Raw genomic sequence first — 20,624 nt, 5'->3', positions numbered from 1 at the left:
CGTGCATCGGGCGCAGGGGTCGGGGAGCCAAGAGCACGCAGCCTGGAATCCATAACCGGCATGCTTGATCGCATCGGCTGCGGCTATCTCGTGCTGAACCGCGAGAGGAAAGTGGTCGAATGGAACGCAGCCGCTCAAACCACGCTGGAGCGCCAGGGAGAAGTGGCCGATACGGCCAGCGGTCTTTCGGTGGCCTTGAGGCGGCTGATCGCGAATGTTCCGGCCCATTTCCTGCCGGGCTCACTATCGTGGGTGGTGATCCGCAGCAACGGCGACAAGCCGGTGATATTGAACGAGAACGGGTTTATCGCTCCTGACGGAACGAGCATTGTGGCGTTACTGGACCGCGAGAACAGGTCGGGGCCAAATCCTCAGACACTGCAAAAGATGTTTGGCTTGACGAGCGCGGAAACGCACTTGGCATTGCGCTTGGCTCAGGGCGATGCGCCGCTGGAGATCGCCCGCAGTTGGCGCCTCAGCCGCACCACGATCCGCTCCCAGCTTGCCTCGCTGTTCGCCAAGACCGAAACGAAACGTCAGGCGGAACTGGTGGCTCTTCTTGGGCGCATTTCAGTCTTGCCATAAGGGCCGTCGTTTGGATCCATCTCAGCAGACAGCCAATCCCGAAACGCTTTGATTTTCCGCTGGGCGATGGCGCGGGGCGGGCAGAGGAGTATGAATCTCGAAAAAGAGAATCACTCGCAGGCACCAAAGCCGCAATGGCGTCTACGGACAAGCACACAGCCAGGTAGTTGATAGCTACTGCTGTGCTTGGGATCGCCTATTTCGTAGCCTATTCATATTCCCCTGGTTTGATGCGCCTCATCGGCATCGCGTTTGTAATTTGCGCCTTCTACCGCACGCAGAATCCTTAGATATCACCGGCCTTGTGGTTGCTCTATTATGCCCCCGGCCGCTTGTTCTTGACGTAGTCCAAAGCCTCGACGTGCGTCCCGTCGACAGCTGTGACGAAGCACAAGTTTCGGCGAGAATGCGCTGGTGCCGTCGGTGCCGACGACCTTGACTATCCGTCCGCTTTCCGGGTGGATGGCATCGAATTGGGTGGTTAGGGCGATCATGTCGTTTTCTATTTTCTCTCCTCAGATTGAACCGCCGGTTGTCACGTTGTGATTATGCTTTTGCCTGCCTGTCTGTGCCCCTCATAATGGCCAAAGAACCGGATTCAGAAGCATGCTCACAACGTAACAACGAGAGAAAATATATCTTCCACATGGTCATCAGCTCTTCTGGAAACGGCTTCATGAGATGTTCCGGGCCGGGGTCGTCAGGGTGATGTAGTCTTCGGGCGTCAGAATCACCGCCATAGGGTTGTGGATCGTCGCCATGAGCGGATTCGGCTCACAGGTCAGCAGCGTGAAGGTGCGGATGTTGTCGCCGGTAGCGGGGTCGCGCCAATCCTCCCAGAGCGCCGCCAAGGCGAACGGCTCGCCCGACTTCATCGGGATGGCATAGGGCTGTTTGTTCTTGCCCGTGCCAAAGCGGTCCTTCCATTCAAAGAAGCCGTCGATCGGCATCAGCGCGCGGCGTGACTGATAGGCGGCTTTGAACATGCCGTTGGTCTTTACGGTCTCGCTCTTGGCGCGCTGCGCTTCGAGCTGATGATAAACGTGGTCTGCATGGGCAGCCACAAGCATCAGAAGGGAGAAGCGCAGCATGAATCATTACGCGTGATTGGATGTGTCAGTGAAAGAGACCGCCATTTGCATTATCGACGAAGCCAGATTTGCCGCCAGATTTGCCGCGAGATAAAGGTGGCGAGCCATCCGGAGGATCTGGCACGGGTGCTCAAGGAGCCCACCTGGTGGGTTGAGCGGGTTGGGCTTGAAGCCGGGCCTTTGTCGCAGTGGTTGTTCGAAGGCCGGCCAGGGCCGGCCTGCCGGTGATCTGCATCGAGACCCGCCACACCAAGGCATTCCTTAAGGCGCAGGTGAACAAACCGATCGCAATGATGCCCGCGGCATTGCGCAGATGCGCAGATGATGCGGGTCAACCTGTTTCGCCCGGTGCATGTGAAGACCCTGACGAGCCAGAAGCGCCGGGCGCTGCTGACCGCCCGCAAGCTCTTGCAGGAAAAGGCCATTGCCGTTGAGAACGATCCCCGCGGCTTGCTACCGAACTTCGGAGCGGCTGCATCTCGCGTTCGAAGCCGCGCGGCTTGCATTCGGCGTACGGGACACGCACATCGCGGATTCCTGCCTACATGCGTGAGCCGGTCGCGGGGCTGCTCGACAAGGGCTTTGCGAGGAAGCTCGCGAAGTTGCTTGATCCCGGCAAGCGCGTGCCACTGCCGAAGTCGCCCGCGCCGTCGAGCGACAAGATCTATCTCACGGTCGTGGACCGCGACTGCACGACGCCACACTTCTGACTGCGCAGCGACGGCTGATCGGCACAGGCGGCCCGACATCCCCCCAACCCGGACGCCTGCCGCCTGTGCCAGCCCTCGCCAAGCCATTGCGAGCATCTGCGCACGTGGCCAAATTGTCGTTAGCTTCGCATCCGAATACTTATCCGGGCGTACATATCTCGCTCTTGCAGCGCTCTTGCACGCCGTCCTTTGGCTAATTTCGGACGACCTTCGTCAGTCCATCAAAAGCACCACAGCGGGATGCAGCTTCTTCAGATTCGGCAATGATTTCGATTGCCAGGGTATGTCTGGCGTTCCACGCACGACGAGTCGAACATCGGGATGCTTGCGCACCTCGATGGTAAATTTCGCGAGCAGGTTGATGCCGGAAGAGTTTAGAAAGTGAAGATCCTTAAGATTGAGCGTAATGGAAGCCGGATTACAGGCAAGAACACTGGTCGCCAACGCCGAGATAGGCGCACCGGCCTCGGAACTGGCAAGCCGCATCGCACCGTCGAAGAAAATTTCGCTTCCTTCAGTCCACACACGGTAGTCGTCTGTCTTGATTTCCATGGTCTTGCTTCGTTTCATTTAGTTGTGAATTTGCGAGATCGGAATGGACGCATATGTCTCCACGCAAATCCGATCGCTTTCATCGGCGGCGCTGAATATCCAAGCCAGGCGTGCGCCGTAGTCGCTCATCAACGTCAGCAATCCAAGTCCGGAGCCTGCCATGTCGGGGTTCGCGGCATTCTCTTCAATTCGCTGTATCAGCAGGTCCACGGGGTCGCCAACCGTGATGTCCGCCAGGAGACTTTGGAACTCAGACGCATCTTCACCATCGACGTCATTCGACACCTTGAGCTTGAAGCACTCCGAATCCATCGACGCCTCGATCACGATCTCACCCGGTGCGCGAAACTTGACGGCATTTTCGATGAGTTCGTTGACCAGATATCCGATGCTGTGTCGCACTTCCAAGTAGTCATTGCGGGACGACCGGAAGCGCAACGCGAAAAGATCGGCGATGAAGTCCGAGGTCGTGGCACAATGACGCCAACTCAAGTCGAGAGGTCCGTCGAACAGCCGCACGCGACTGACGCTCTCTTTCATCCCGATTGCAATGTCAGGGGTACCGAACAGCGTTGTCATTGCTATTTGTGCCTTATGATCACGAGGGTGATGTCGTCGTGGATCTTCTGGATCCCGATATGAGCCATCAGATCGTCGATGATGCCGGTCTTGATGTCCTCGGCGCTACTGCCGTGACGTTTTTGCGCGCTCTGGCAGAGGCGCTCGAACCCGAACAGAGTTTTGTCTTGATCCTCGGCCTCGGTCACACCGTCGGTGTGCAGCACGATCACGTCCCCGCTTCCGAACAGGATGTCACGCGTGGCAATGAACTTCGAGATATCATTCTCGAGGCCGACCGGCAGACCCAGATCCATCGTATCGATACGTTCGACGTCTCCGTCCGCACGCACGACGAGAACGTCCTCATGCTGGCCGGATAGCGTTACCCGCTCATCTTCGAAGTCAAGAAAGGCCAGCGAGAGATGCTTGCCGGTGTTCGTCCGCTCGATGTTCTTGTAGATCGCTCTGTTCAGCCGATCCAGAAATTGGTGCGGATCCTCCTCGTTGGTCTCCTGCAGCGCCCGTGCAACGGATTGGACCATCAGCATCAGCACGCCGCTCTCCAGACCATGGCCGGTCACGTCGCCGATGCCGATCTTGACCCGCGACCCGTTCTGCAGGACATCATAATAGTCACCGCCGACCTCGTCGGCCGGCCGCATGTAGGCCGCTATCTCCAGCCCCGGAATAGCTTCGAGTTCGAATTGTTTCGGCAGGACCATCATCTGGATCTGCCTGGCGACCGCGAGTTCGGCGCCAAGTCGGACGTTCTCGTCCTGCAGCTTTTCGTTGAGTGCGGAAATCTCCTGATTTGCGTCCCCAAGTTCCCTGGTTCGTTCGTCAACGAGTTGCTCGAGGTTTTCCGTGTGAAAGCTGATCTGCTCGGCCATCCGGTTGAAAGCGATTCCCGCCGCTCCAACCTCATCGCGCGTTGGAATGCTCACGCGGACTGAATAATCTTTGGACTGGAGCCGCTGGGCGGCGCTGGCAAGCGCCCTGAGGCCTGCCGTGATCCGCTTCGAAATTCCGAGCACGGCGGCAAAAACTATCAGAAGCGAAACGACGATCGCGGCGATCTGAAAGAGCAGGATACGATTGGTTGCGCGGGAAATACTCCTCTGCGCGGCGAACAGGGATGCATAGATCTCTCGTTCGGGAACGACAATCCCGACCGACATCATTTCGGACTTGATCGGTCCCGAACTCCAAAGATTGGTCGGCTTTAATCTTTTGAGGACAACAATGTAGGGTACGCGTTCGCCCTTGTCGGCGAGCATGACATGCTGAATGACACCGTCATTGTTCTGGTCGAGAGGCAGCAACGCGATAGCCGGCTGCGTACTTCCCCGCAGGGACCTCTCCAGGCCGGTGACGCCCTGGGTGCCCGCATCGCTCGATGAAGTCAGGCCGATGATTGCCTGGCCTGACGGATTGATCGCCACGACGTTGCCAGTCGACATTGTGAGAAAGCCGAACCCGGTCTCAGCGATCTTCACACGTTCGACGACTTCCGCGAGTTGATCGAGAGTGATGTCTGCTCCCGCCGTACCAGCGATACCGGTGCGATCGCGCGTCCACAGCGGGTGGAAAAAGCTGACGATTAGCTTTCCCGTGATCGCATCGGTGTAAGGCGCTGTCTGGGTGATATCGTCAGAGACCGGACGTGAGGCTGGATCCCTGGCCCATTGCTGCCATGACCCATAGATTCCCGGAAAGAAAAACTCCCAGAACTCTGCCTTGTTGTGGCCTGGGTAGAGCCGGTCGAAGGTCTGTGCCTGGTCCGTATACGGTACCGTCCTGAAAATCGGCCGTTCCTTTGGACCAATATAATACATTTGCAGCTTGGATGACCCGCTGGCCATGAGCGTCGGCGCAACGAGGTCCAGCACGGTGCTGTCTTCTATTTCCTGCTGAACGCTTGGCAGCGGACTGTGGTCGGCGCCCAGCAGGTAGCCCCAGACGCTGACCACGGAAGGCGCTCCCGGCAGGTTCTGCGCCCAATCGCCCCGCGAGTCGTAGACGACCTTCACGGAGCCCGGCGCCTCCTGCGAAAGCGTGGCTCCGACCTGTTGTTGCCTGCTTGGATCGTCGATCTGGGCCTGCAGCACGCCGGCCAACGCCTTGACGTCCCCATGGACTCGATCGAGCAGCAGGTCGACGCTTAACGCTGTCGATTCGGCATAGGAACGAATGTATTCCTGGTTTGCGATCGTCAGGCCCTCACCGACTTCGGAGGTTGCGTCGCGCGACAGCTTTTGAACATTCCAAAGCGCCAGGCCACCGCTCAAAAGGAGGTCGAACAATACCGCGCCGCCAACGACCAATACGAATTTCGCTCGAAAGGAGCGCAGGCCGAATCGCGGTGTAGGCTCATCGTCGGCTTTCATTGCGGCCGTCGCCCCGATGCGACCCAGATCGGCCAACCCGCATAACCCTTGGGGTGGAGCGCAGCGAAAACATGATCCTCGAAGCCCTGCCGGAAGCGTGCGACGAACTCCGGTCCATCGCCGCGTCTGGTCGCCATCTCGCCCGCATAGACGTCCGCCCAGGCCGCAATGACATCGGCGAAGTCCTGCGGATCCCCGTCCAGGTTAGTGACCATGAAGGTCTCCACACGGATGTCTTCGAATCCGGCTTCGATCAGGTATCGCCGGCTCTTGGGCCCAAGCTCGACATCCATCTCGAAATGCCCGAACAGCTTCGCCACCTCGTTGTAGGTCCAACGAATGCTTTCGGCGCGCGGCTCGCCGAGGCAATGCGAATTCTTCTCGTTGGTGATATAGACCCGCCCGCCTGGCTTGCAGATGCGGTAGAGCTCCTTGAGAATGAGTTCAGGTCGATTGAAGATTTGAAGGGAATGTCGGCAGGTGACCAAGTCGAACTGCGCTTCGTCGAGCAGCATCTCCGAGGCATCGCCATAGCTATATTCGATGCCCCGGATGTCGAATTCCCGCATCACTTGTCGAGCATAGTTCAGGCTTGATATGGAGTGGTCGAGGGCGACGATCCGCGATGGCTGGAACTCCTTCTGCGCGAGCACGGCGAAATCACCGATCCCGCAACAGATGTCGGCCATGACGATCCCGGGCCTCATGCCGTGTCGCGGCAAGATTGTGCGCTCGTGGCGCCAAGTCATCTTTGTCTGAGTGCGCAGGATGGGTACGAACCCGCCTTCCTCAAGAAAACCCTGCCCCGGATAGAATTCAGTGTCATACTCCTCGACCGTGATGTTCGGTTCGATTCCGCTCAGGCGACCGAATTTTCGCGAGGTCCATCCGACGACGCTTGACGTGATGACCACGAATTTGAGATCGGGTCGAGCGCGACAAGCGTCGATGATGATCCTCGAAAAGCTGTGAAACGCAGCGTTGTTCATCTGCGTCAGGCGCCTGACATTGACGTAGAGAACGCCGCGCACATGGCCGATCGCATCGCGGAGCAATGCTATGCTCGGCCCAAGCTCATCGATCGCCTGAGGCCGGACCACTCCCGAAATGGAGAACTCCTGGTTGTTGGCGTCGTATTGCGCCTTGAAGCGCGGGAGAAGGTCGTAAGGGCTCAATGTTGCAAGCCCTCAAGCGGAAGGTCCACGACAAGCTTGATTGCATCGCCGTCGGCGTCCTCGATCCAGAGTGTCGCGTTGTAGTCAACAGCCAGTTCCAGGAGTACGACCTCGCGGCTGGGCGCGAGATCTCCCGACACCGAATTGAGATACCGCTCTCTGGCCTCCATTCCTACGAACTGCGACACGGCTTCTTCGTAGAATTGGCGCTCCTCTGGCACGCAAGGAAATGTTAACTCGATCCTATCCGTCGCGCCATGGCGAGACACCCTGCATGCCAGTTCGCCGTCGGCATGGCGAGTACGAAAGGCGACTTCCAGCAATTCGTTGAAGGCAGAGGAAAAGAGATTTGAATGGTGGACCGAGTCTGACCTGTTTTGACTGATCATCCGGGCCACGTATGTCGAGACATAATCGCAATGCTTCCAAGCGGAGACAAAAGCTTTGATTTCCATGTCGATCTGGATCATCGGCTCAAAAGTCGGCTCGCCAGCCAGGTCATGATGAACAGGTCCCATCGGCATCCTCACTTGTTCCATCAGTATTGAGCTCTCGCGGGGTGATGGCCTCCGCCATGAAAAATTTCTCCGCGCCCCGTAATGAGTCAGTCTCGCACCGACTCGAAGAATTGCGCGATATCTGCCTCGATCGTTCTAGAAATCTCCGCCTCACCGTTAACGAAGGGCGCAAGGCGCTAGAGCGCTTGTTTTGATTCCTCCATCGCGCGTACCACCCTCAGCGGGGACCGCCTGATGAAACCGCTGATCGCCTCGGCTCCAAGCGGCTTACCCAGGAAGTTGCCTTGCAGGCAATCGCAATTCTCCTTGATCAGCCACCGTGCCTGTGCCGGGGTCTCGACCCCCTCGGCAGTGACATTTATCCCGAGGCCGTGCGCCAGATTCATGATCGATCGCACGATCGTTTGGCTTTTGAGATCGGTCTCCAAGTCCGCAATAAAGTACTGATCTATCTTCAACGTATCGAAGGGAAAATTTTTAAGGTAGCTCAACGATGAATAGTATGTTCCAAAATCGTCTAGCGATATTCGTATTCCCAAGACATTCAGCGTATTCAATGTGTCTATATTGTCGATCGTCTTCTCAAGTAGAACCCTCTCGGTTATCTCAAGTTCAAGTCTGTCGGCTTCAATCCCAACTGCGTCGATGACCTGAGCGACGGTGTCCGTCAGCGAACCGCTAAGGAACTGAGCCGGCGACAGGTTCACTGCGACTGTCAGCGAGGAAGGCCACGTCAACGCCTGGCGACAGGCTTCCTCGAGCACCCATCGTCCAATCTCGTCCATCAGACCGTCGGCTTCGGCGATCGGTATGAACACGTTGGGTGGAATGATTCCGACCTCAGGGTGCCGCCACCGCAGCAGCGCTTCGAAACCGGTCACTGACGAGGGAGGCCGAATGAGCGGCTGATACTCCAAATAAAGCTCGCCGCGCTCCAGCGCGGTTCGAAGGCTGCGCCTGAGATTCTCGCGTTGCTCGAGCAAGAGCAGCATCGAACGGTTGAATGTTCGAGCGCAGCCGCGTCCATCTGTCTTGGCCGCGTAAAGAGCAATGTCAGCGGCTTTCATCAACTGTTCGCCATCGGTCCCGTGCTCCGGCCCGAAAGCAATTCCGATACTCGAGCCGACGAACACGGGAATGCCGTTGATGACGAACGGGTCCTTGAACGCGTCGACTAGAGATCCGGCGAGGCGTTCAGCCTCTGCTGGCTGCTCCTTTCCCAATTGGATGACAGCGAACTCATCGCCCGCATACCGGTATGCGGATTCGCCGTCCTGCAGCGCGTCGCGGATACGACCCGCCGCGAGTTGAAGAAGAGTGTCGCCTGCTCCATGGCCGAGCGTGTCGTTGACCGCTTTGAAATCGTCAAGGTCGATTTGCAACAGGGCGGCTTTAGGCTTTGGTCCGCCGAGGGCCGCCAGTGCTTGCTGGAGCCGCTCGCCGAATTGTCGCCGATTCTGCAGTCCGGTCAGCACGTCGTGCGTCGCCTGATGGAGCAGAATTACATGCTCTTGCTCCTCCGCAGCGCTCCGCCCGCCGTGCGCCCTTGATTCGATGATTCCCACACCATTTGCAGTGGCGAAGACGAAAACGGACCGGGGCGCTTCGCCTGATGATGGCGGCAAGTCGATCCGCGCCGGAGAGCCGCCCTGGAACACACGAAGGAAATCGTCGCGATACCTCGCATTGAGAAAGCTCGGGTAGATCTCCCAGATGGCGGCGCCCAGCGCCACCGCGCCTCCGTACACGCCCTTGAGCCTGGTTGCATAGTGCGTCAAGCGGAAGTCGCGGTCATAGATCGACAAAAGTTCGGTCGTGTTCGCCAAAAGGTCAGCGAGAACCCCATCGCCGCCACGTAGAGCATCGCTCGAGGAAGGCCCCTCACTCTCCGTGCCGACGCCTGATGCCTTTGGGCGCAAGAGCCACCTCCATAGGCGGTGCAAATTCGCGCGCCCCAGTCTAGAAATAGCATAACTGTCAATCTTAGCAAACTTTCAACTCGAATTCTTAACAAGCGCGGCATGCAGCGTAATTGCAATGTACGCTCCGCCGTGATTGGCGGCAAATTATCGGTAACGACGAACAGTCACAGTTCGTTAATAAATCGTGAATTGGCGGGAATCAGCTATGTGATTGATGGCGCGGTGGTCGCGACACGAAGATATTGTGCGGCGTGGCCTTCCCCGCTGTTTTGAGCCCGCTCCATCAGCATCGCCGATCCTGTACTCAGCTTCCGAGCGCTTTGAGCCAATCTTCAAAGGAAGAGGCCTTCTCCTGTCCGGCAAGCGAAACAGAGTTGGCGGGGCGCGGCAACACCACAGTGCTGCGGCCTTCGCGGGGGCTGTAACCGAATTCCTTGCTGAATGCCCGGCTGAAATTAGCCGCTGAACTAAACCCGAAGGCTTCAGCAATTTCAACAATGCGCCGGCTGTCCGCCGGATCGCTTAGCGCAATATGGGCTGCTAGAAGGCGGCGACTTTGTATGTAATGGAGAACACCGCCGCTTGGTTCGAACAACTGATAGAGACGAGAGCGCGAGACGCCGAGCGCCCGGCACATTGAATCCGGTGTCAAATGAGCCGCATCCAGATTGTGGTGGACGTATCGACGCGCTCGCTCCATTAGCGCGACACTCGTCAATAGTTCGGCGGCCGCAACCTGTTCCGCCGGAGGCCCGAGGCAGGCAATGATCATGCTGCGTGTTGCGTGCACGATGCGGGGCAGATCGTCAGCCGTGAGGCTGCGCAGTCTTGCTTCGATGCTGTTGACGTAATCGAGCAAGAGGTTGGCAAAGTTGCCCGACAGAATTGAATTGTTCTTGGCGTCCAGGGTTGCCGCCGCATCGGCGAACAAATCGCGCGGCAAATAGACAAAGAGACTTTCGGAGTCCGTTGTCCTCCCGCGAAACGGGTAGCCAAGCGATCTGATCTCCAATTTACCCGGCTGGTTCTCCGCTACACGGCGATCGACCTCCGTCCACGACCGGCCAGTACGTGGCAAGGCGATATACCAGTGATCGATCGAGCTGGACCGAAGCTTCGCGGCAGAACGCATATAACTATGTGCCGGTGCGCGCTGTTGAACGATCAGCATGCCGTCGAGGTTCCAAGCCGTGTGGTCGGCGGGAAAGCCATCGTCGAGCGATTTGTCATCCGGCAACCTGACCTCGACGAGCGGTGCCATATGCGCCTGCCAAGCGGCGAATTGATCCTCTGGCGCCAGTTCGAGCGTTGAAAAGGGCAAAGGTTCGAGCGCCGGCGCAAGTGACGGGGCACCCTCATTGTAAGGTTGAGCTTCGCGCGGCCAACGACGTCGATCACGCTCCAGCGCCTGCCTCGCAAGCGCCTCCTCTTGCCTTTTAGCATCCATCGCGTGGTGTCATATCCGATTCGGGTATGCCCATGCCCCTCTCAATCATGTGGTGTACCTCAGGCATCTGGCAAGACTGGCCGACTCGAGGCGACTGAAACGGCGATCACGCTGGATTACAGTCAGAAATGCATGCCGAGATAAGTTTCTGGATGTGACGCCAACGACACTCTTCAGCCTGGTGCGTATAGAATCGGGCATCGTGGAATATTAGTTGAGGAGACCACCAAAATGGCCACTAGGCTCAACAGCGAAGCTCGTCGGAGGATAATTCTGGATGGATACGGCAACAACGAGCCGTTGAAAAATATTGCGGCAAAGGTCGGATGCTCACTGGCGAGTTTGAAAGTCACCGCCAGCAAACTCGGTTGCACTCGAACTCCGAAAGAGGCAGCCGAATTTCGGCGCGGATTTCACGTCCCGGAAAACAAGCGGCAGGATTACTATAGACTTATGATTACCGGACAATATAAAGCCCGTGAGTGTGCGCTTATGCTAGGATTAATAAAGGAGCAATCAGGAACCAACTAAATTGATTCCTAGTCACTGCAGATGACAATGTCATTTTGACAGCCACCGCTTCAGCGGTTCATCAGCAAAAGGCCCGCCGCAAGCACCATAGCGGGCCCTGAAAGGTTCGCACAGATGCTGCCTCGGCATTTCAATCGCACCTGCCTCAGCCCTCATGATCTGGCTATTTGCGAACGCGTGTTCGATCAGGTCTGCGCGGATGAGCATCTCGACCCTTTGGACCCGGCGGCCGAAATCTTGACAGTAATGGTCGTGGCCATTTTTCGAAATGCTCACACCAGCGAGCGCGAACTACTTGTGGCTGTCAAGTCTCATCGGCAAACGGCTGCGGGAAGGCGCGTCGCATGAATCCGTTCAGTCGCGACGCGCTGTTGCCAAGACACCGGACTTGAAAACCGCCGCGGGCACGGGTTCACAGTGCTTTCAATACTACTCCCTCCAGCGGTTGATATTTGCTTCGGAAGCTCTTTTTGGTGCAAGCGGACGTTGCTGTCGCGGAAGTCTCGATCGCTGGCATCTTGGCGCAAGCGAGTACGCCGATGGTTTCGCGGTTATCACCTAAGTCCCTATTCGGTCGCGTCCGTCTCGCTTTCGTCACCGATCGAGCACCGGCAAATATGAGCTCGTTTCCAGACATTCTCGCAGAATGGTCTCACGACTCTAAAGGGGGTACAAATTCACACGGCAAGGCGGGCCGACCGGTGGTGAACATCAGCCGAGCCTATCGGCTCACGCCACTCTGCAGCCAGAGAGTTGCATTTACGCTCTTCAACATCGTTAAAAACGTACGGAGGTTTCCCGAGACTCGGCTGCCCGCGGCGCGCATGGTCAGGGGCAGGGAGTAATAGACCATGCGCGAATTGCCCAACACCATCGACGCAGACGTTCTGATCGAAATCGGCAGGCTTTTAGATGACCGCGCGAAGTCGACGCCCGTGCCGGTCCACAAGCTTGCATTGTTAATGCGGCAGCGTTCAAACGCCAGCCTTCCGGTTGAATCGATGGAAGAGTTGATCGTGAAGATGGCCATGACGCGGCAATTGCCAATGATCTTCGATTTGCCTGACATTGACACGGACGATGTGATCTCGATTGCCTTGGCACGCACGTCTTGAGACTTGCCCTCGAGCGCAAGTTTTGTTGCTCCACCAGAAGCAGCAGGTGCTGCGGTTCGGCATGACGAAACTTGGCCCAGATAGCGTGCATCGCCTTGCGCCGAGCTGGTGAAGTGGAATGGGCTGTGAGTGCGTCCCTTTACGAGCCGGTGAACGTCTACAAACCTCAGGGACCCGATATCGGCGTCGTTGACGGTCCGTTTGAGTATCTGACGGTAGCAGGAATAAAACTTCCGCTGCCATTCACCACTCGGATGACGGTGGTGCGCCTATCGAACGGCGATCTGTTCCTTCATTCGCCCATCAAGTTTGCTTCGAGGTTGGCCGAAGAGTTACGGAACTTGGGCAGAATTCGCCACCTCGTGTCACCCAACCAGTTTCACTACGCTCATATCGGTGAGTGGTGGAAGGCTTTCCCTGAGGCAACAACATGGGCATCGCCCGGAGTCCGCCAAAGAGCACGCGCACGGCACGCGGATGTGACGTTTGCACGAGAGTTGAAAGCCGATCCGCCGGAGGAGTGGCGGCGGGACATGGACCAGATGCTGTTTCCCGGTAGCTACTTCAAAGAGTTCATATTCTTCCACCACGCTTCAAAGACGCTGATCCTTACAGACACGATCATCAATCTCGAATTGGACATGATCGATGAGCCTTGGCGCACGGTGACCAACCTGACTCGGATGGCTTACCCGCACGGGCGGACTTTCTTTGGCATGCGGCTGCCAATTCTCCTGCATCGACGGAAGACACAGGCAGTAATAAGCAAACTCCGGTCGTGGCAACCGCGGCGGGTGATTCTCAGTCACGGCCGCTGCTTCGATGCGAATGAAGACGAGATTGTCCGTAGAATATTCGGAAAGTCGGCTTAGTAACGCAGTGGTTTGGGGGAAGCCAAATGTCCATTTCGGGTCGGCTCCGCCGCTCGCCCCTATCGCTTTATGAGCGCTCCTGGCGCTCCTTGCTCGTTTCGATGGACGAGACGAACGGCAAAGTTCACACTCCAGCCGACGCTGGCTGTCAGTGTAGCACGTGGTCTCTGCCGCATCTGGGCAGTAGTGACCTTGCAGCACCTCCTCGGCCCTCATCCTGCAATCTACGTCGATAATCGGATGGCCACTGGCGAAGCCTACACGCTCGAAGTAGTGTTGCCGCGTGCCGCTTATGGGACGAGCCGCCATGCCTCTTCGAAGCTGAATAACCTTCTCGGTGGTGATCGCACTGCTGCAGGCGGTAGTGGGAGTGCTTTCGGTTCTCCAGCACAATACCGTGCTTTAATTTCTGTCATCGCGCAGACGACGGCAACTTTCGTTCAAACCGATCATTTGACCTTCGCCTGTGTTGGAACATAGGGGATAAGCCTTCGCCCGGAAATGGCGCGACGCGTCGGTCGCTGGCATGTTGAGGATTGGCTAAGGCGGTCTTTTCGTAAGCGCTGTTTTGGGACCACCTTTCGGGAGTGGTCGCGATCTGTGAGGTTGCCGGTTCAGTAATGGGATCGGAGATCGGCTTGTGTCTGGACTTGACCTTACGCTTGACCCGGGGCGGCAGCCTCGACGTTTCGAGGTGATCAACGGCGCTGGCGGTCGGCGTCATTGGTCGGTGGATGACAAGGCGCGGATCATCGCGGAGACGCTGGAGCCGAACGCAGTCGTTTCCGAGGTCGCCCGCCGGTATGGCCTCAGGCCGCAGCAGGTCTTCGCTTGGCGCCGCGAAGCGCGCAAACAGGCCGCTTCGGTGCAGCAAGATTCTCCTGCCTTCGTGCCGGCGGTTGCGACGGCGGCGGAGCCTGTAGCCAGGCATCCACCGAAGCAGCGGAAACGGCAAGCCACTCGAGACGCCGGAGTGATCGAGCTTGAGATCGACGGCATCGCCATGCGGGTCGGCCGTGGCGCCGATACCAGGACGGTGGCGGCGGTGATCCGCGCGCTGAAGGCGACGTCGGCCGACGGGTGCGGTCAAGGTCATGGTGGCGACGAAGCCGGTCGACTTCCGCAAGGGCGCGGAGGGATTGGCGGCGCTGGTGCGCGAGACGTTGGGCGCCGATCCGTTCAGCGGCGCGGTCTACGTCTTCCGGGCCAAGCGCACCGACCGGATCAAGCTGATCTTCTGGGATGGCACCGGCGTCTGCCTCTATGCCAAGCGTTTGGAGGATGGGGAGTTCCGCTGGCCGAAAGTGCATGACGGCATGATGCGGCTGACGGCCGCGCAGCTCTCGGCGCTACCGAAGATCTCGACTGGCGGCGCGTCCGCGCTTCATCACAACGAGCTAGGCCACGAGCCATACGATCTCGATTCGTAGTCGGCAGTGATCGACGACCGTCGATGAGCGTTTGGAGATGTCCCTTCACGGCACCTCTATGCGAGCCGGGTCGAGACCAACACCGAGGGTAAGCTCTCGCTCATCTGGCCGGACGCGTTGCCGACTGATTGGCCTAGAACGAATCCCTGTCGCGAGGGCGGACCTTCGCCGGCACGCTATGTCGTGACAGATACCTTGCGCGCTTTCAGCAACGACTTGATGCCGTTGCGGTTGTTGTCGATGCGGCCGCGGCATGACCGACCGAAAGCTTCGACAACGCATGCACCGCATGCGACAGGTTGTTGTTCATCCAGGGCGACGGCGCCTACTCCACCGCAACCATGTCGCCCAGTTCTGTCACGACGCTCCGAAGCAGACCTGTTGCCGGCATCGGGTGCCGGGACCACCATGTGGTCCATAATGCGTAAGAGCCGAAGGCCCATCGCCGGCAACAAGGCGCTCATTGCAGAGAAAGGTTACGATCGATCGGATGCCCGCGTTGGCTTCACGCGAAATGTTGCTGCGCGCCTCCTTCGACAGCGCGCACATGCGACACGTCCTGGCCGGGCGCGCCGCCTGTTGCCGAGAGCGACGATCGCGAATGCGCGAACGGCTGGACGGCAGGTGAAGCGGGGTCGCGATAGGCCCACATCGGACTTGCTTCACCAGTAGTCCGAAGACGCGAGCGACGCACTAGGCTGGACTCGTGCAAGATTCACGATGTGCAACACCGACGCTAGATCGACATGAATCTTCAGTTCAAAGAGCGAGGATTAATGCTGCGGCAAACGAAGGGGGCACGGGGGGTCTTCGCGCGAGCCAGTTATCCGATCTCCCGCTCAGAAAATTCAGCCAAATATTCCGACCTCCTGATGGAACCCATTCGTTGCGGGCGAGTTGCGGCTCATTGGGACGGACTTCCCGAACATGACAACGAGCAACAAAGCAGACCATCAGTCTGTCTCCGAAGCGTTTCGGAAACTGATCCGTTCCGAAGGCTATCGTCATCACGTACAAACATTCTTAAATCTGGAGGTCGAACCAGAACTGCCGCCAACCCTACAGTCATTACTTGCGGCTATTGATCGGGCCAAACAGGGCCCGACGGAAGAAGGTCCCTAGCCGGCTGGCTGAGCGTCAGGTCAAAGAGTATAGAGGCTCGCTTCGTGGCTTGTCCCCCTGATTCCCACTCCGAAGTTATCAAACATTCTTCTTGATTTTTCTCGACAGAGGATCATGAATGTTCCCTTGGGTTCTCGCTGAGGTGGGAGGCCTTGTATGAACGTTTGGATGAACTGCCGACCCGACAAAGTGACTGCCAAACACCTTGTTCACGAGCTAATCCTACAAGCCCGTCGCGGCCAAATCATCTCCGTCAAAGAGACTATTGCAGCGGTGCGCCGAGACGGGCCACACCTGGCGGAAACTGACTGCGAGCTGGTGGAGCTTATTGTCAATGTTGCCCCAGCCTTTGGCCTGTTCGTCGGGTTCGATCTTCGCGAATAACCGCCTCCTCAACAGGGCGGACCGTGGCGACACGGTCTCGATCAAAGCTGCACTACGCGAAGCTCGGGAGGCTGCGCCTTGCTTGGTGGCCTCCGACGAAGAACTAACCGAGGCGATCGTCGAGGCAGCAACTGCCATGCCTCTGCGTGGCTTTCGACTGTCGCGAGTAGCTGTCAGCCAACTTCAGTCACTGTGGCCGCAACGAAAGCGCGCCGTCCTGCGCCATTTTCAATAGCTAGAGGAGTAATCCGCAATTACCTTCGCAACCTGCTCACTCTGCCTGTAGAACGGGAACTGGGCTGAGCAAAAGTATTTGCTGGAGGAACTTGATCGGGCCGACAAAGAGTGACCGCATGGCTCTCCACTGGTTCAACCCTCCGGTCCCGGTCAAGACCGAACGTCCCGGGATCATCCACAACGTCAACAACGCCGAGACTGCCGGCGAGGAGCTGATGAAGTGGACCAAGCGTGGCCCTTGCTGGGACCTCGCGGTGCGCGTTTGCATGGCCGTGATTTTCGACGAGATGGAACCTGAGGAGGCCCGCAAGGCATTCCTGGCTGCTGCAAAAGAGGAGGGGACATTACTCCCCCAATGAGAACTAGCTAAATTGGATGCGGTATAAGGTTCTAGGTGTCTATTACCAACACCGCCTTCGCGAAAGGAGCCCGCCGCCGGTGAGGGAGAGGCGACGGACCCCCCCACAGCGGCTGCACATCCACGAAGAATCCCGCTGCCATCTCTAAACCCGCGTGGGCCTACATCGTTCCCTTAGCTGCGGCTAAATTCGGGGTTGGTCGGCGGGCTCTTGCCGCTCTAAGTTCCCCCTTATGGGTCCTCTCTGGTTCTCTCCACCGGTCTACGTGAAGACGAAACGTCCGGGCATTCGCAATGGGGTCAGCCACGTCGAGGGAGCCGCCGAGGAACTCATGGCGTGGGACACAAACGGCCCCAAGTGGACCAAGGCGGTCCAATCCTGCGTGGATGCGTTCGAGGGCAGAGCCTCCCCCCATGAGGTCCGTGAAGCCTTTGAGGCGGCTGCCAAGGAGGCCAACGTGTATCTCTCCCCTGAGTAGGAGGTATCATGGCGCCCATCTGGTTCGTCCCTCCGGTGTTCGTGAAGACTGAAACCGGTGTCAGGCATGGCTGCGACAATGCGAAGGAAGCCCTTGAGCACCTCAAAATGTGGACCCGCCGAGGGCCTCGCTGGCATAAGGCGGTGACCCTCTGCCTGTCAGCCTTGGAGGGCGATTCGATTGACCCCCACATAATACGAAAGGCCTTTGAGGCTGCCGCTAAGGAGGCCAACGTGTATCTCTCCCCTGAGTAGGAGGTGTCGTGGTAACCCATTGGTTCTCCCCTCCGGTGTACGTTAAGACCGACCGACCTGGGGTCACCTACGGGTGCAACAACGTCGAGGGTGCCGCCGAGGAACTCATGAAGTGGACCAAGATGGGACCTAAGTGGAGGAAGGCTGTGCAACTGTGCGCCGACGCCCTTCAGGACCGTGTGACTCCGGAAGAGGTCCGTCAGGCTTTCGAGGCTGCTGCCAAGGAGGAGGGGGTGCTCCGTGAGTAGCAGGCCGGTGCCCATCGCGCTTTTCTGCGGCCCGCCGTTTCGCCCGACATCAGGGAACGATATCGCCCCCCATGTATTAGAAACCCATGGACACTATGGAACCCCACGGCCACGGGATGGCGGCCGATCTTTTGGCATCGGAAGTTGCCAATGCCAGGCAGCGCATCCACCGGACCGAGCTCGCGCTTCAACGCACTGAAGAAATGCTGGCCGAAAATCTCGCGCTGTGCAGCAGGATACGAACTGCGGTCGAGGCCGCAGACCGCTTGGTGAAGATCGATCCCCCCAGCTTTGAAGGACGTCGCGCGGATTGAACTGGGCCGGCGTTTCATTCGTCGCGACCTTCAGGCCACCCGGCGCCACCACTCGCGCTCAAGCACGGCGGCAACCAGGTCGACAGACGGCGAGCGCGGCTCATCGTGCGCGGCCTGGTGCTCGGCGAGGAACCTGTCATCGGGCATGCGCTCCACTGCCTCGGCGACATGCGCGAGCGACTGGTCGATCCAAGCGACGGCGGAACGAAATGCCATCGCGCGGGCGGCGTTAGCGCCAACAGAAGGAAGACGCGGGGCCTGAGGCCCCACACCCCCACTCCGTTCCGCTTCGCGGACGGATATGCTCGCTCCCTCGCTCATGCGGCACTATCCGGTGTTGAGCCATATTGCTTTTGAGAGCGAAGGATGCGGCTGATCGCCGTCGCATAGCGGCTGATCTCGGCGTCGATCTGGCTTGAGGTAAAGCCTCGGCGTTCGAGCTTCTTCCGCTCCGGTGCAACATGCAGCGACCAGTAGCGCTGTCCGGCTTGGTAGGTGCGAGCGTTCAGCGCGGTTGGTATGCTGCGAAGACGTAACCTTGCGCCTCGACTAAGGCGATCGGTCCCTTGGGAACAGTGCCGTCGGTATGGAAAGATCGCATCGGCACTGTCCTTCCAGCCCTGATTGAAGAGGCCCGTATCCGCTGCCCTGCTGTAGGTAACGAACCCCTCCCGTTGCGGGCTCCGACCTCTTCCATCCAAGCCGTGGCAGCACCCAGCCAACTCGCGGACTACCTTCAAGTAACTGGGGCAAGTCGTGGGGCCGCGGTCTACATGACCATCGGTACTGTGCGATGGGTGGGACCTAGCGTCGGGCAGGGGGCAACCTAGAGATAGCCCGACGGCCCCTTACGCAATGTCGCCACGGATAACCCGGACGTTCAGCTGCCTTAGCGCCGGCACGAGTTCCGCATGAGCGCCGTGGCCCGTCGGGCCCTGAGCCTGCCGTCAACGGCGCGGTCGTAGACCGCCACGCATTCCGCTCCGGTCAGCCGCGAATTCTACAGGATCCCGTCAACGGCGAACCCGTTAAAGAGAGTCTGGCTCAGCTTCCGGCCTTCCTCCTGTTGTTTGGCACGTGCAGCGTCGGTGCTGATCCCGAGCCGCAGCAGGCCGGTGGATCTACAATGTTGCTGACGCGTCCGGAGCCACGCGTGATTTCGCTGCCATTTCGCATTTCTACAATGCGACGCAGCTTCGGTCGTAACCACGGCGCTTGACAGCACGCGGGTCCACCTGCTGAACCATTTTCTACAGCAACGTCTCAATCCCCGAGCAGAGCGGCGCACCCTCGATGCCGCCTTCCGACTTCTCGAGACGGGAACATCATCGATCTCCAAAATCTGCGATCTTGTGGGACTGAGCGAGAGACAGCTTGAGAACCGTTTCAGGAGAGCAACGGCAAATTCGCCGGTCCGCTTTCGCCAACTTGCGCGGTTGAGACGAACTATCAAAGCGATATTGCAAGATCCGAACGAGAAATTTACGCAGCTTGTCGATGAGGCCTACTTTGATCAATCGCAGGCCGTTCATGAGTTCCGCCGTTTTACAGGTCTGACACCAACGGGATTTTGCGAGCTGGCGAGACGGTCCGCTCACTTCTACGAGTTGAGATCGCCGGCTTTGGCTCGCAGAAGTCAGTAGTGGGTTGAGCCCGCCGGGCAACGCGGCGGAAGCTCCGTTCCTCCGGAACCACTGCAAAGCCGGCCGCAACGATCAACCCCGAAGACGTTGTCCGATGTAGGGTTCGAATCGCTCTAGCACTATCGGCAATACAGCGCGTCGATCGAAATCACCTGTTAGCCTCTCCTCTGAGCGCGGCCGCAGCTCCCTTCAGGCAAGATGCGCGAATGCCAATCAGCAAGCTTGGTCGGTCTTTTTCACCTGGCCCGGCGCGGCGGTGTTGGCTGTCGTGTCCTGCTGACCTGGCGCCGCCTGCTGAGCGCTGCCAGTCTGCTGGCCGGGCGCGCAGTCCCTGGCCGAGTTCGGATTCGTGGTGCCGCTGGTGGTGGTCGTGTCGGTGCCCTGATCGCCGGACATGTTGGTGCCGCTGCTCGTCGTGCCGGTGCCCTGATCCGTCGTACTGGGCATGGGCGTCGTGGTCGAGGTTCCGCTCGTCGAGGTTCCGCTCGAAGTTCCGCTGGTCGTCTGGGCAACGGAAAGCCCGGCCGACACCGCCAGCACGGCCGAAGCCAAAAGGATGCGTTTCATCTTCTTTCTCCTGTCTGAATGCGCGGGATGCGCCTGGCAAATTGAACAGGCAGACAGAAGGAGTGTTCCCCGATGAAGTTCAACTTTTGTAACTCTGGTCGTAGGTCAGCCTTAGGATGGCC

General features: G+C 58.5%; 23 protein-coding genes and 4 pseudogenes. 16 read left to right on the top strand and 11 right to left on the bottom strand.

Translation table 11 applies throughout. The annotated features are described in order from the left end of the window. Positions 1–60 precede the first annotated feature (60 nt). The gene (locus NKJ28_RS30270; RefSeq protein WP_352638199.1) at positions 61–585 is read left to right on the top strand and encodes a helix-turn-helix transcriptional regulator; all 525 of its coding nucleotides are present in this window, start codon (positions 61–63) and stop codon (positions 583–585) included. A gap of 546 nt (positions 586–1,131) precedes the next feature. Here the strand turns inward: NKJ28_RS30270 and NKJ28_RS30265 are convergent. Next, positions 1,132–1,601 (bottom strand): annotated as a pseudogene (locus NKJ28_RS30265) (SOS response-associated peptidase); the annotation flags it as partial. A gap of 91 nt (positions 1,602–1,692) precedes the next feature. On the opposite strand from NKJ28_RS30265, the pseudogene NKJ28_RS30260 reads away from it, so the two are divergent. After that, positions 1,693–2,144, top strand: a pseudogene (locus NKJ28_RS30260) (transposase); the annotation flags it as partial. Between the two features lie 77 nt (positions 2,145–2,221). After that, on the top strand, positions 2,222–2,386 hold the full coding sequence (locus NKJ28_RS30255; protein ID WP_352638235.1) for a hypothetical protein: 165 nt from the start codon (positions 2,222–2,224) through the stop codon (positions 2,384–2,386). Positions 2,387–2,599: 213 nt separating this feature from the next. Here the strand turns inward: NKJ28_RS30255 and NKJ28_RS30250 are convergent, their stop codons facing one another. From NKJ28_RS30250 to NKJ28_RS30220, 7 genes are all read right to left on the bottom strand, one after another. Then, positions 2,600–2,938 carry a slr1659 superfamily regulator gene (locus NKJ28_RS30250; protein ID WP_352450368.1) on the bottom strand — a complete coding sequence of 113 codons (339 nt, stop codon included), beginning with the start codon at positions 2,936–2,938 and terminating at the stop codon, positions 2,600–2,602. An 18-nt stretch (positions 2,939–2,956) separates the two neighbouring features. Further along, complete coding sequence (locus tag NKJ28_RS30245) at positions 2,957–3,517, bottom strand: slr1658 superfamily regulator (protein ID WP_352638198.1); 561 nt, start codon at positions 3,515–3,517, stop codon at positions 2,957–2,959. A gap of 2 nt (positions 3,518–3,519) precedes the next feature. Next, positions 3,520–5,886: a SpoIIE family protein phosphatase gene (locus NKJ28_RS30240; RefSeq protein ID WP_352638197.1), complete on the bottom strand. Its 2,367-nt coding sequence runs from the start codon at positions 5,884–5,886 to the stop codon at positions 3,520–3,522. Beyond that, the gene (locus NKJ28_RS30235) at positions 5,883–7,061 is read right to left on the bottom strand and encodes a class I SAM-dependent methyltransferase (protein ID WP_352638195.1); all 1,179 of its coding nucleotides are present in this window, start codon (positions 7,059–7,061) and stop codon (positions 5,883–5,885) included. The genes NKJ28_RS30240 and NKJ28_RS30235 overlap by 4 nt, the downstream gene beginning before the upstream one ends. Then, positions 7,058–7,579, bottom strand: a complete 522-nt coding sequence (locus tag NKJ28_RS30230) for a ubiquinone biosynthesis methyltransferase UbiE (RefSeq protein ID WP_352638230.1) — start codon at positions 7,577–7,579, stop codon at positions 7,058–7,060. Before NKJ28_RS30230 ends, NKJ28_RS30235 begins: the two co-directional genes overlap by 4 nt. A 176-nt stretch (positions 7,580–7,755) precedes the next feature. Beyond that, the gene (locus NKJ28_RS30225) at positions 7,756–9,498 is read right to left on the bottom strand and encodes a putative bifunctional diguanylate cyclase/phosphodiesterase (protein WP_502899171.1); all 1,743 of its coding nucleotides are present in this window, start codon (positions 9,496–9,498) and stop codon (positions 7,756–7,758) included. 307 nt (positions 9,499–9,805) lie between these two features. After that, positions 9,806–10,948 carry a helix-turn-helix domain-containing protein gene (locus NKJ28_RS30220; RefSeq protein WP_352638194.1) on the bottom strand — a complete coding sequence of 381 codons (1,143 nt, stop codon included), beginning with the start codon at positions 10,946–10,948 and terminating at the stop codon, positions 9,806–9,808. A 231-nt stretch (positions 10,949–11,179) separates the two neighbouring features. On the opposite strand from NKJ28_RS30220, the gene NKJ28_RS30215 reads away from it, so the two are divergent. The 12 genes and pseudogenes from NKJ28_RS30215 to NKJ28_RS30160 all read left to right on the top strand — a co-directional run bounded on the left by NKJ28_RS30215 (position 11,180) and on the right by NKJ28_RS30160 (position 18,292). Continuing rightward, the gene (locus tag NKJ28_RS30215) at positions 11,180–11,479 is read left to right on the top strand and encodes a hypothetical protein (protein ID WP_352638192.1); all 300 of its coding nucleotides are present in this window, start codon (positions 11,180–11,182) and stop codon (positions 11,477–11,479) included. Between the two features lie 851 nt (positions 11,480–12,330). After that, on the top strand, positions 12,331–12,594 hold the full coding sequence (locus NKJ28_RS30210) for a hypothetical protein (protein WP_352579249.1): 264 nt from the start codon (positions 12,331–12,333) through the stop codon (positions 12,592–12,594). Between the two features lie 71 nt (positions 12,595–12,665). Beyond that, positions 12,666–13,466, top strand: a complete 801-nt coding sequence (locus tag NKJ28_RS30205; protein ID WP_352638190.1) for a DUF4336 domain-containing protein — start codon at positions 12,666–12,668, stop codon at positions 13,464–13,466. Between the two features lie 240 nt (positions 13,467–13,706). Next, the gene (locus NKJ28_RS30200; RefSeq protein WP_352458821.1) at positions 13,707–13,946 is read left to right on the top strand and encodes a hypothetical protein; all 240 of its coding nucleotides are present in this window, start codon (positions 13,707–13,709) and stop codon (positions 13,944–13,946) included. 160 nt (positions 13,947–14,106) lie between these two features. Continuing rightward, positions 14,107–14,514: pseudogene (gene tnpA / locus NKJ28_RS33100) on the top strand (IS66-like element accessory protein TnpA); the annotation flags it as partial. Between the two features lie 46 nt (positions 14,515–14,560). Further along, positions 14,561–14,877 (top strand): annotated as a pseudogene (gene tnpB, locus NKJ28_RS30190) (IS66 family insertion sequence element accessory protein TnpB); the annotation flags it as partial. Positions 14,878–16,174: 1,297 nt separating this feature from the next. Next, positions 16,175–16,402, top strand: a complete 228-nt coding sequence (locus NKJ28_RS30185; RefSeq protein ID WP_352638188.1) for a hypothetical protein — start codon at positions 16,175–16,177, stop codon at positions 16,400–16,402. Positions 16,403–16,755: 353 nt separating this feature from the next. Continuing rightward, positions 16,756–16,998, top strand: a complete 243-nt coding sequence (locus NKJ28_RS30180) for a DUF982 domain-containing protein (protein ID WP_352450353.1) — start codon at positions 16,756–16,758, stop codon at positions 16,996–16,998. Between the two features lie 232 nt (positions 16,999–17,230). Then, entirely contained in the window at positions 17,231–17,476 is a 246-nt protein-coding gene (locus NKJ28_RS30175) for a DUF982 domain-containing protein (protein WP_352479083.1), read from the top strand. An 8-nt stretch (positions 17,477–17,484) separates the two neighbouring features. Further along, positions 17,485–17,730, top strand: coding sequence for a DUF982 domain-containing protein (locus NKJ28_RS30170; protein WP_352638187.1), 246 nt, complete (start codon positions 17,485–17,487; stop codon positions 17,728–17,730). 8 nt (positions 17,731–17,738) lie between these two features. Beyond that, a complete protein-coding gene (locus NKJ28_RS30165) occupies positions 17,739–17,978 on the top strand; it encodes a DUF982 domain-containing protein (RefSeq protein WP_352456143.1) in 240 nt (79 codons plus the stop codon). 116 nt (positions 17,979–18,094) lie between these two features. Further along, entirely contained in the window at positions 18,095–18,292 is a 198-nt protein-coding gene (locus NKJ28_RS30160) for a hypothetical protein (RefSeq protein ID WP_352572056.1), read from the top strand. A 30-nt stretch (positions 18,293–18,322) separates the two neighbouring features. Here NKJ28_RS30160 and NKJ28_RS30155 read toward each other — a convergent pair whose 3' ends face one another. After that, positions 18,323–18,508: a hypothetical protein gene (locus tag NKJ28_RS30155; RefSeq protein ID WP_352579783.1), complete on the bottom strand. Its 186-nt coding sequence runs from the start codon at positions 18,506–18,508 to the stop codon at positions 18,323–18,325. 101 nt (positions 18,509–18,609) lie between these two features. Continuing rightward, positions 18,610–18,993, bottom strand: a complete 384-nt coding sequence (locus NKJ28_RS33095) for a DUF6074 family protein (protein WP_502899169.1) — start codon at positions 18,991–18,993, stop codon at positions 18,610–18,612. Positions 18,994–19,644: 651 nt separating this feature from the next. On the opposite strand from NKJ28_RS33095, the gene NKJ28_RS30145 reads away from it, so the two are divergent. Beyond that, positions 19,645–19,935: a helix-turn-helix domain-containing protein gene (locus NKJ28_RS30145; protein WP_352638185.1), complete on the top strand. Its 291-nt coding sequence runs from the start codon at positions 19,645–19,647 to the stop codon at positions 19,933–19,935. Between the two features lie 213 nt (positions 19,936–20,148). On the opposite strand, the gene NKJ28_RS30140 is transcribed toward NKJ28_RS30145, so the two are convergent. Further along, positions 20,149–20,502, bottom strand: coding sequence for a hypothetical protein (locus tag NKJ28_RS30140; RefSeq protein WP_352638184.1), 354 nt, complete (start codon positions 20,500–20,502; stop codon positions 20,149–20,151). Positions 20,503–20,624 lie beyond the last annotated feature (122 nt).

The sequence above is a fragment of the Mesorhizobium sp. M0145 genome (assembly GCF_040322355.1).
In the GTDB taxonomy this organism is placed as follows: domain Bacteria; phylum Pseudomonadota; class Alphaproteobacteria; order Rhizobiales; family Rhizobiaceae; genus Mesorhizobium.
Note: the sequence above shows the minus strand (reverse complement) of the source record. Positions and strands in the feature narration are given on the sequence as shown.

Excerpts from the sequence above, each read along its gene's own strand:
- NKJ28_RS30160 (WP_352572056.1), top strand. The coding sequence starts at position 18,095 with ATGGCGGCCGATCTTTTGGCATCGGAAGTTGCCAATGCCAGGCAGCGC.
- NKJ28_RS30140 (WP_352638184.1), bottom strand. The coding sequence starts at position 20,502 with ATGAAACGCATCCTTTTGGCTTCGGCCGTGCTGGCGGTGTCGGCCGGG.
- NKJ28_RS30255 (WP_352638235.1), top strand. The coding sequence starts at position 2,222 with ATGCGTGAGCCGGTCGCGGGGCTGCTCGACAAGGGCTTTGCGAGGAAG.
- NKJ28_RS30220 (WP_352638194.1), bottom strand. The coding sequence starts at position 10,948 with ATGGATGCTAAAAGGCAAGAGGAGGCGCTTGCGAGGCAGGCGCTGGAG.
- NKJ28_RS30250 (WP_352450368.1), bottom strand. The coding sequence starts at position 2,938 with ATGGAAATCAAGACAGACGACTACCGTGTGTGGACTGAAGGAAGCGAA.
- NKJ28_RS30215 (WP_352638192.1), top strand. The coding sequence starts at position 11,180 with ATGGCCACTAGGCTCAACAGCGAAGCTCGTCGGAGGATAATTCTGGAT.
- NKJ28_RS30175 (WP_352479083.1), top strand. The coding sequence starts at position 17,231 with ATGGGTCCTCTCTGGTTCTCTCCACCGGTCTACGTGAAGACGAAACGT.
- NKJ28_RS30245 (WP_352638198.1), bottom strand. The coding sequence starts at position 3,517 with ATGACAACGCTGTTCGGTACCCCTGACATTGCAATCGGGATGAAAGAG.
- NKJ28_RS30155 (WP_352579783.1), bottom strand. The coding sequence starts at position 18,508 with ATGGCATTTCGTTCCGCCGTCGCTTGGATCGACCAGTCGCTCGCGCAT.
- NKJ28_RS30170 (WP_352638187.1), top strand. The coding sequence starts at position 17,485 with ATGGCGCCCATCTGGTTCGTCCCTCCGGTGTTCGTGAAGACTGAAACC.
- NKJ28_RS30240 (WP_352638197.1), bottom strand. The coding sequence starts at position 5,886 with ATGAAAGCCGACGATGAGCCTACACCGCGATTCGGCCTGCGCTCCTTT.
- NKJ28_RS30210 (WP_352579249.1), top strand. The coding sequence starts at position 12,331 with ATGCGCGAATTGCCCAACACCATCGACGCAGACGTTCTGATCGAAATC.
- NKJ28_RS30200 (WP_352458821.1), top strand. The coding sequence starts at position 13,707 with ATGGCCACTGGCGAAGCCTACACGCTCGAAGTAGTGTTGCCGCGTGCC.
- NKJ28_RS30230 (WP_352638230.1), bottom strand. The coding sequence starts at position 7,579 with ATGGGACCTGTTCATCATGACCTGGCTGGCGAGCCGACTTTTGAGCCG.
- NKJ28_RS30185 (WP_352638188.1), top strand. The coding sequence starts at position 16,175 with ATGAACGTTTGGATGAACTGCCGACCCGACAAAGTGACTGCCAAACAC.
- NKJ28_RS30270 (WP_352638199.1), top strand. The coding sequence starts at position 61 with ATGCTTGATCGCATCGGCTGCGGCTATCTCGTGCTGAACCGCGAGAGG.
- NKJ28_RS30180 (WP_352450353.1), top strand. The coding sequence starts at position 16,756 with ATGGCTCTCCACTGGTTCAACCCTCCGGTCCCGGTCAAGACCGAACGT.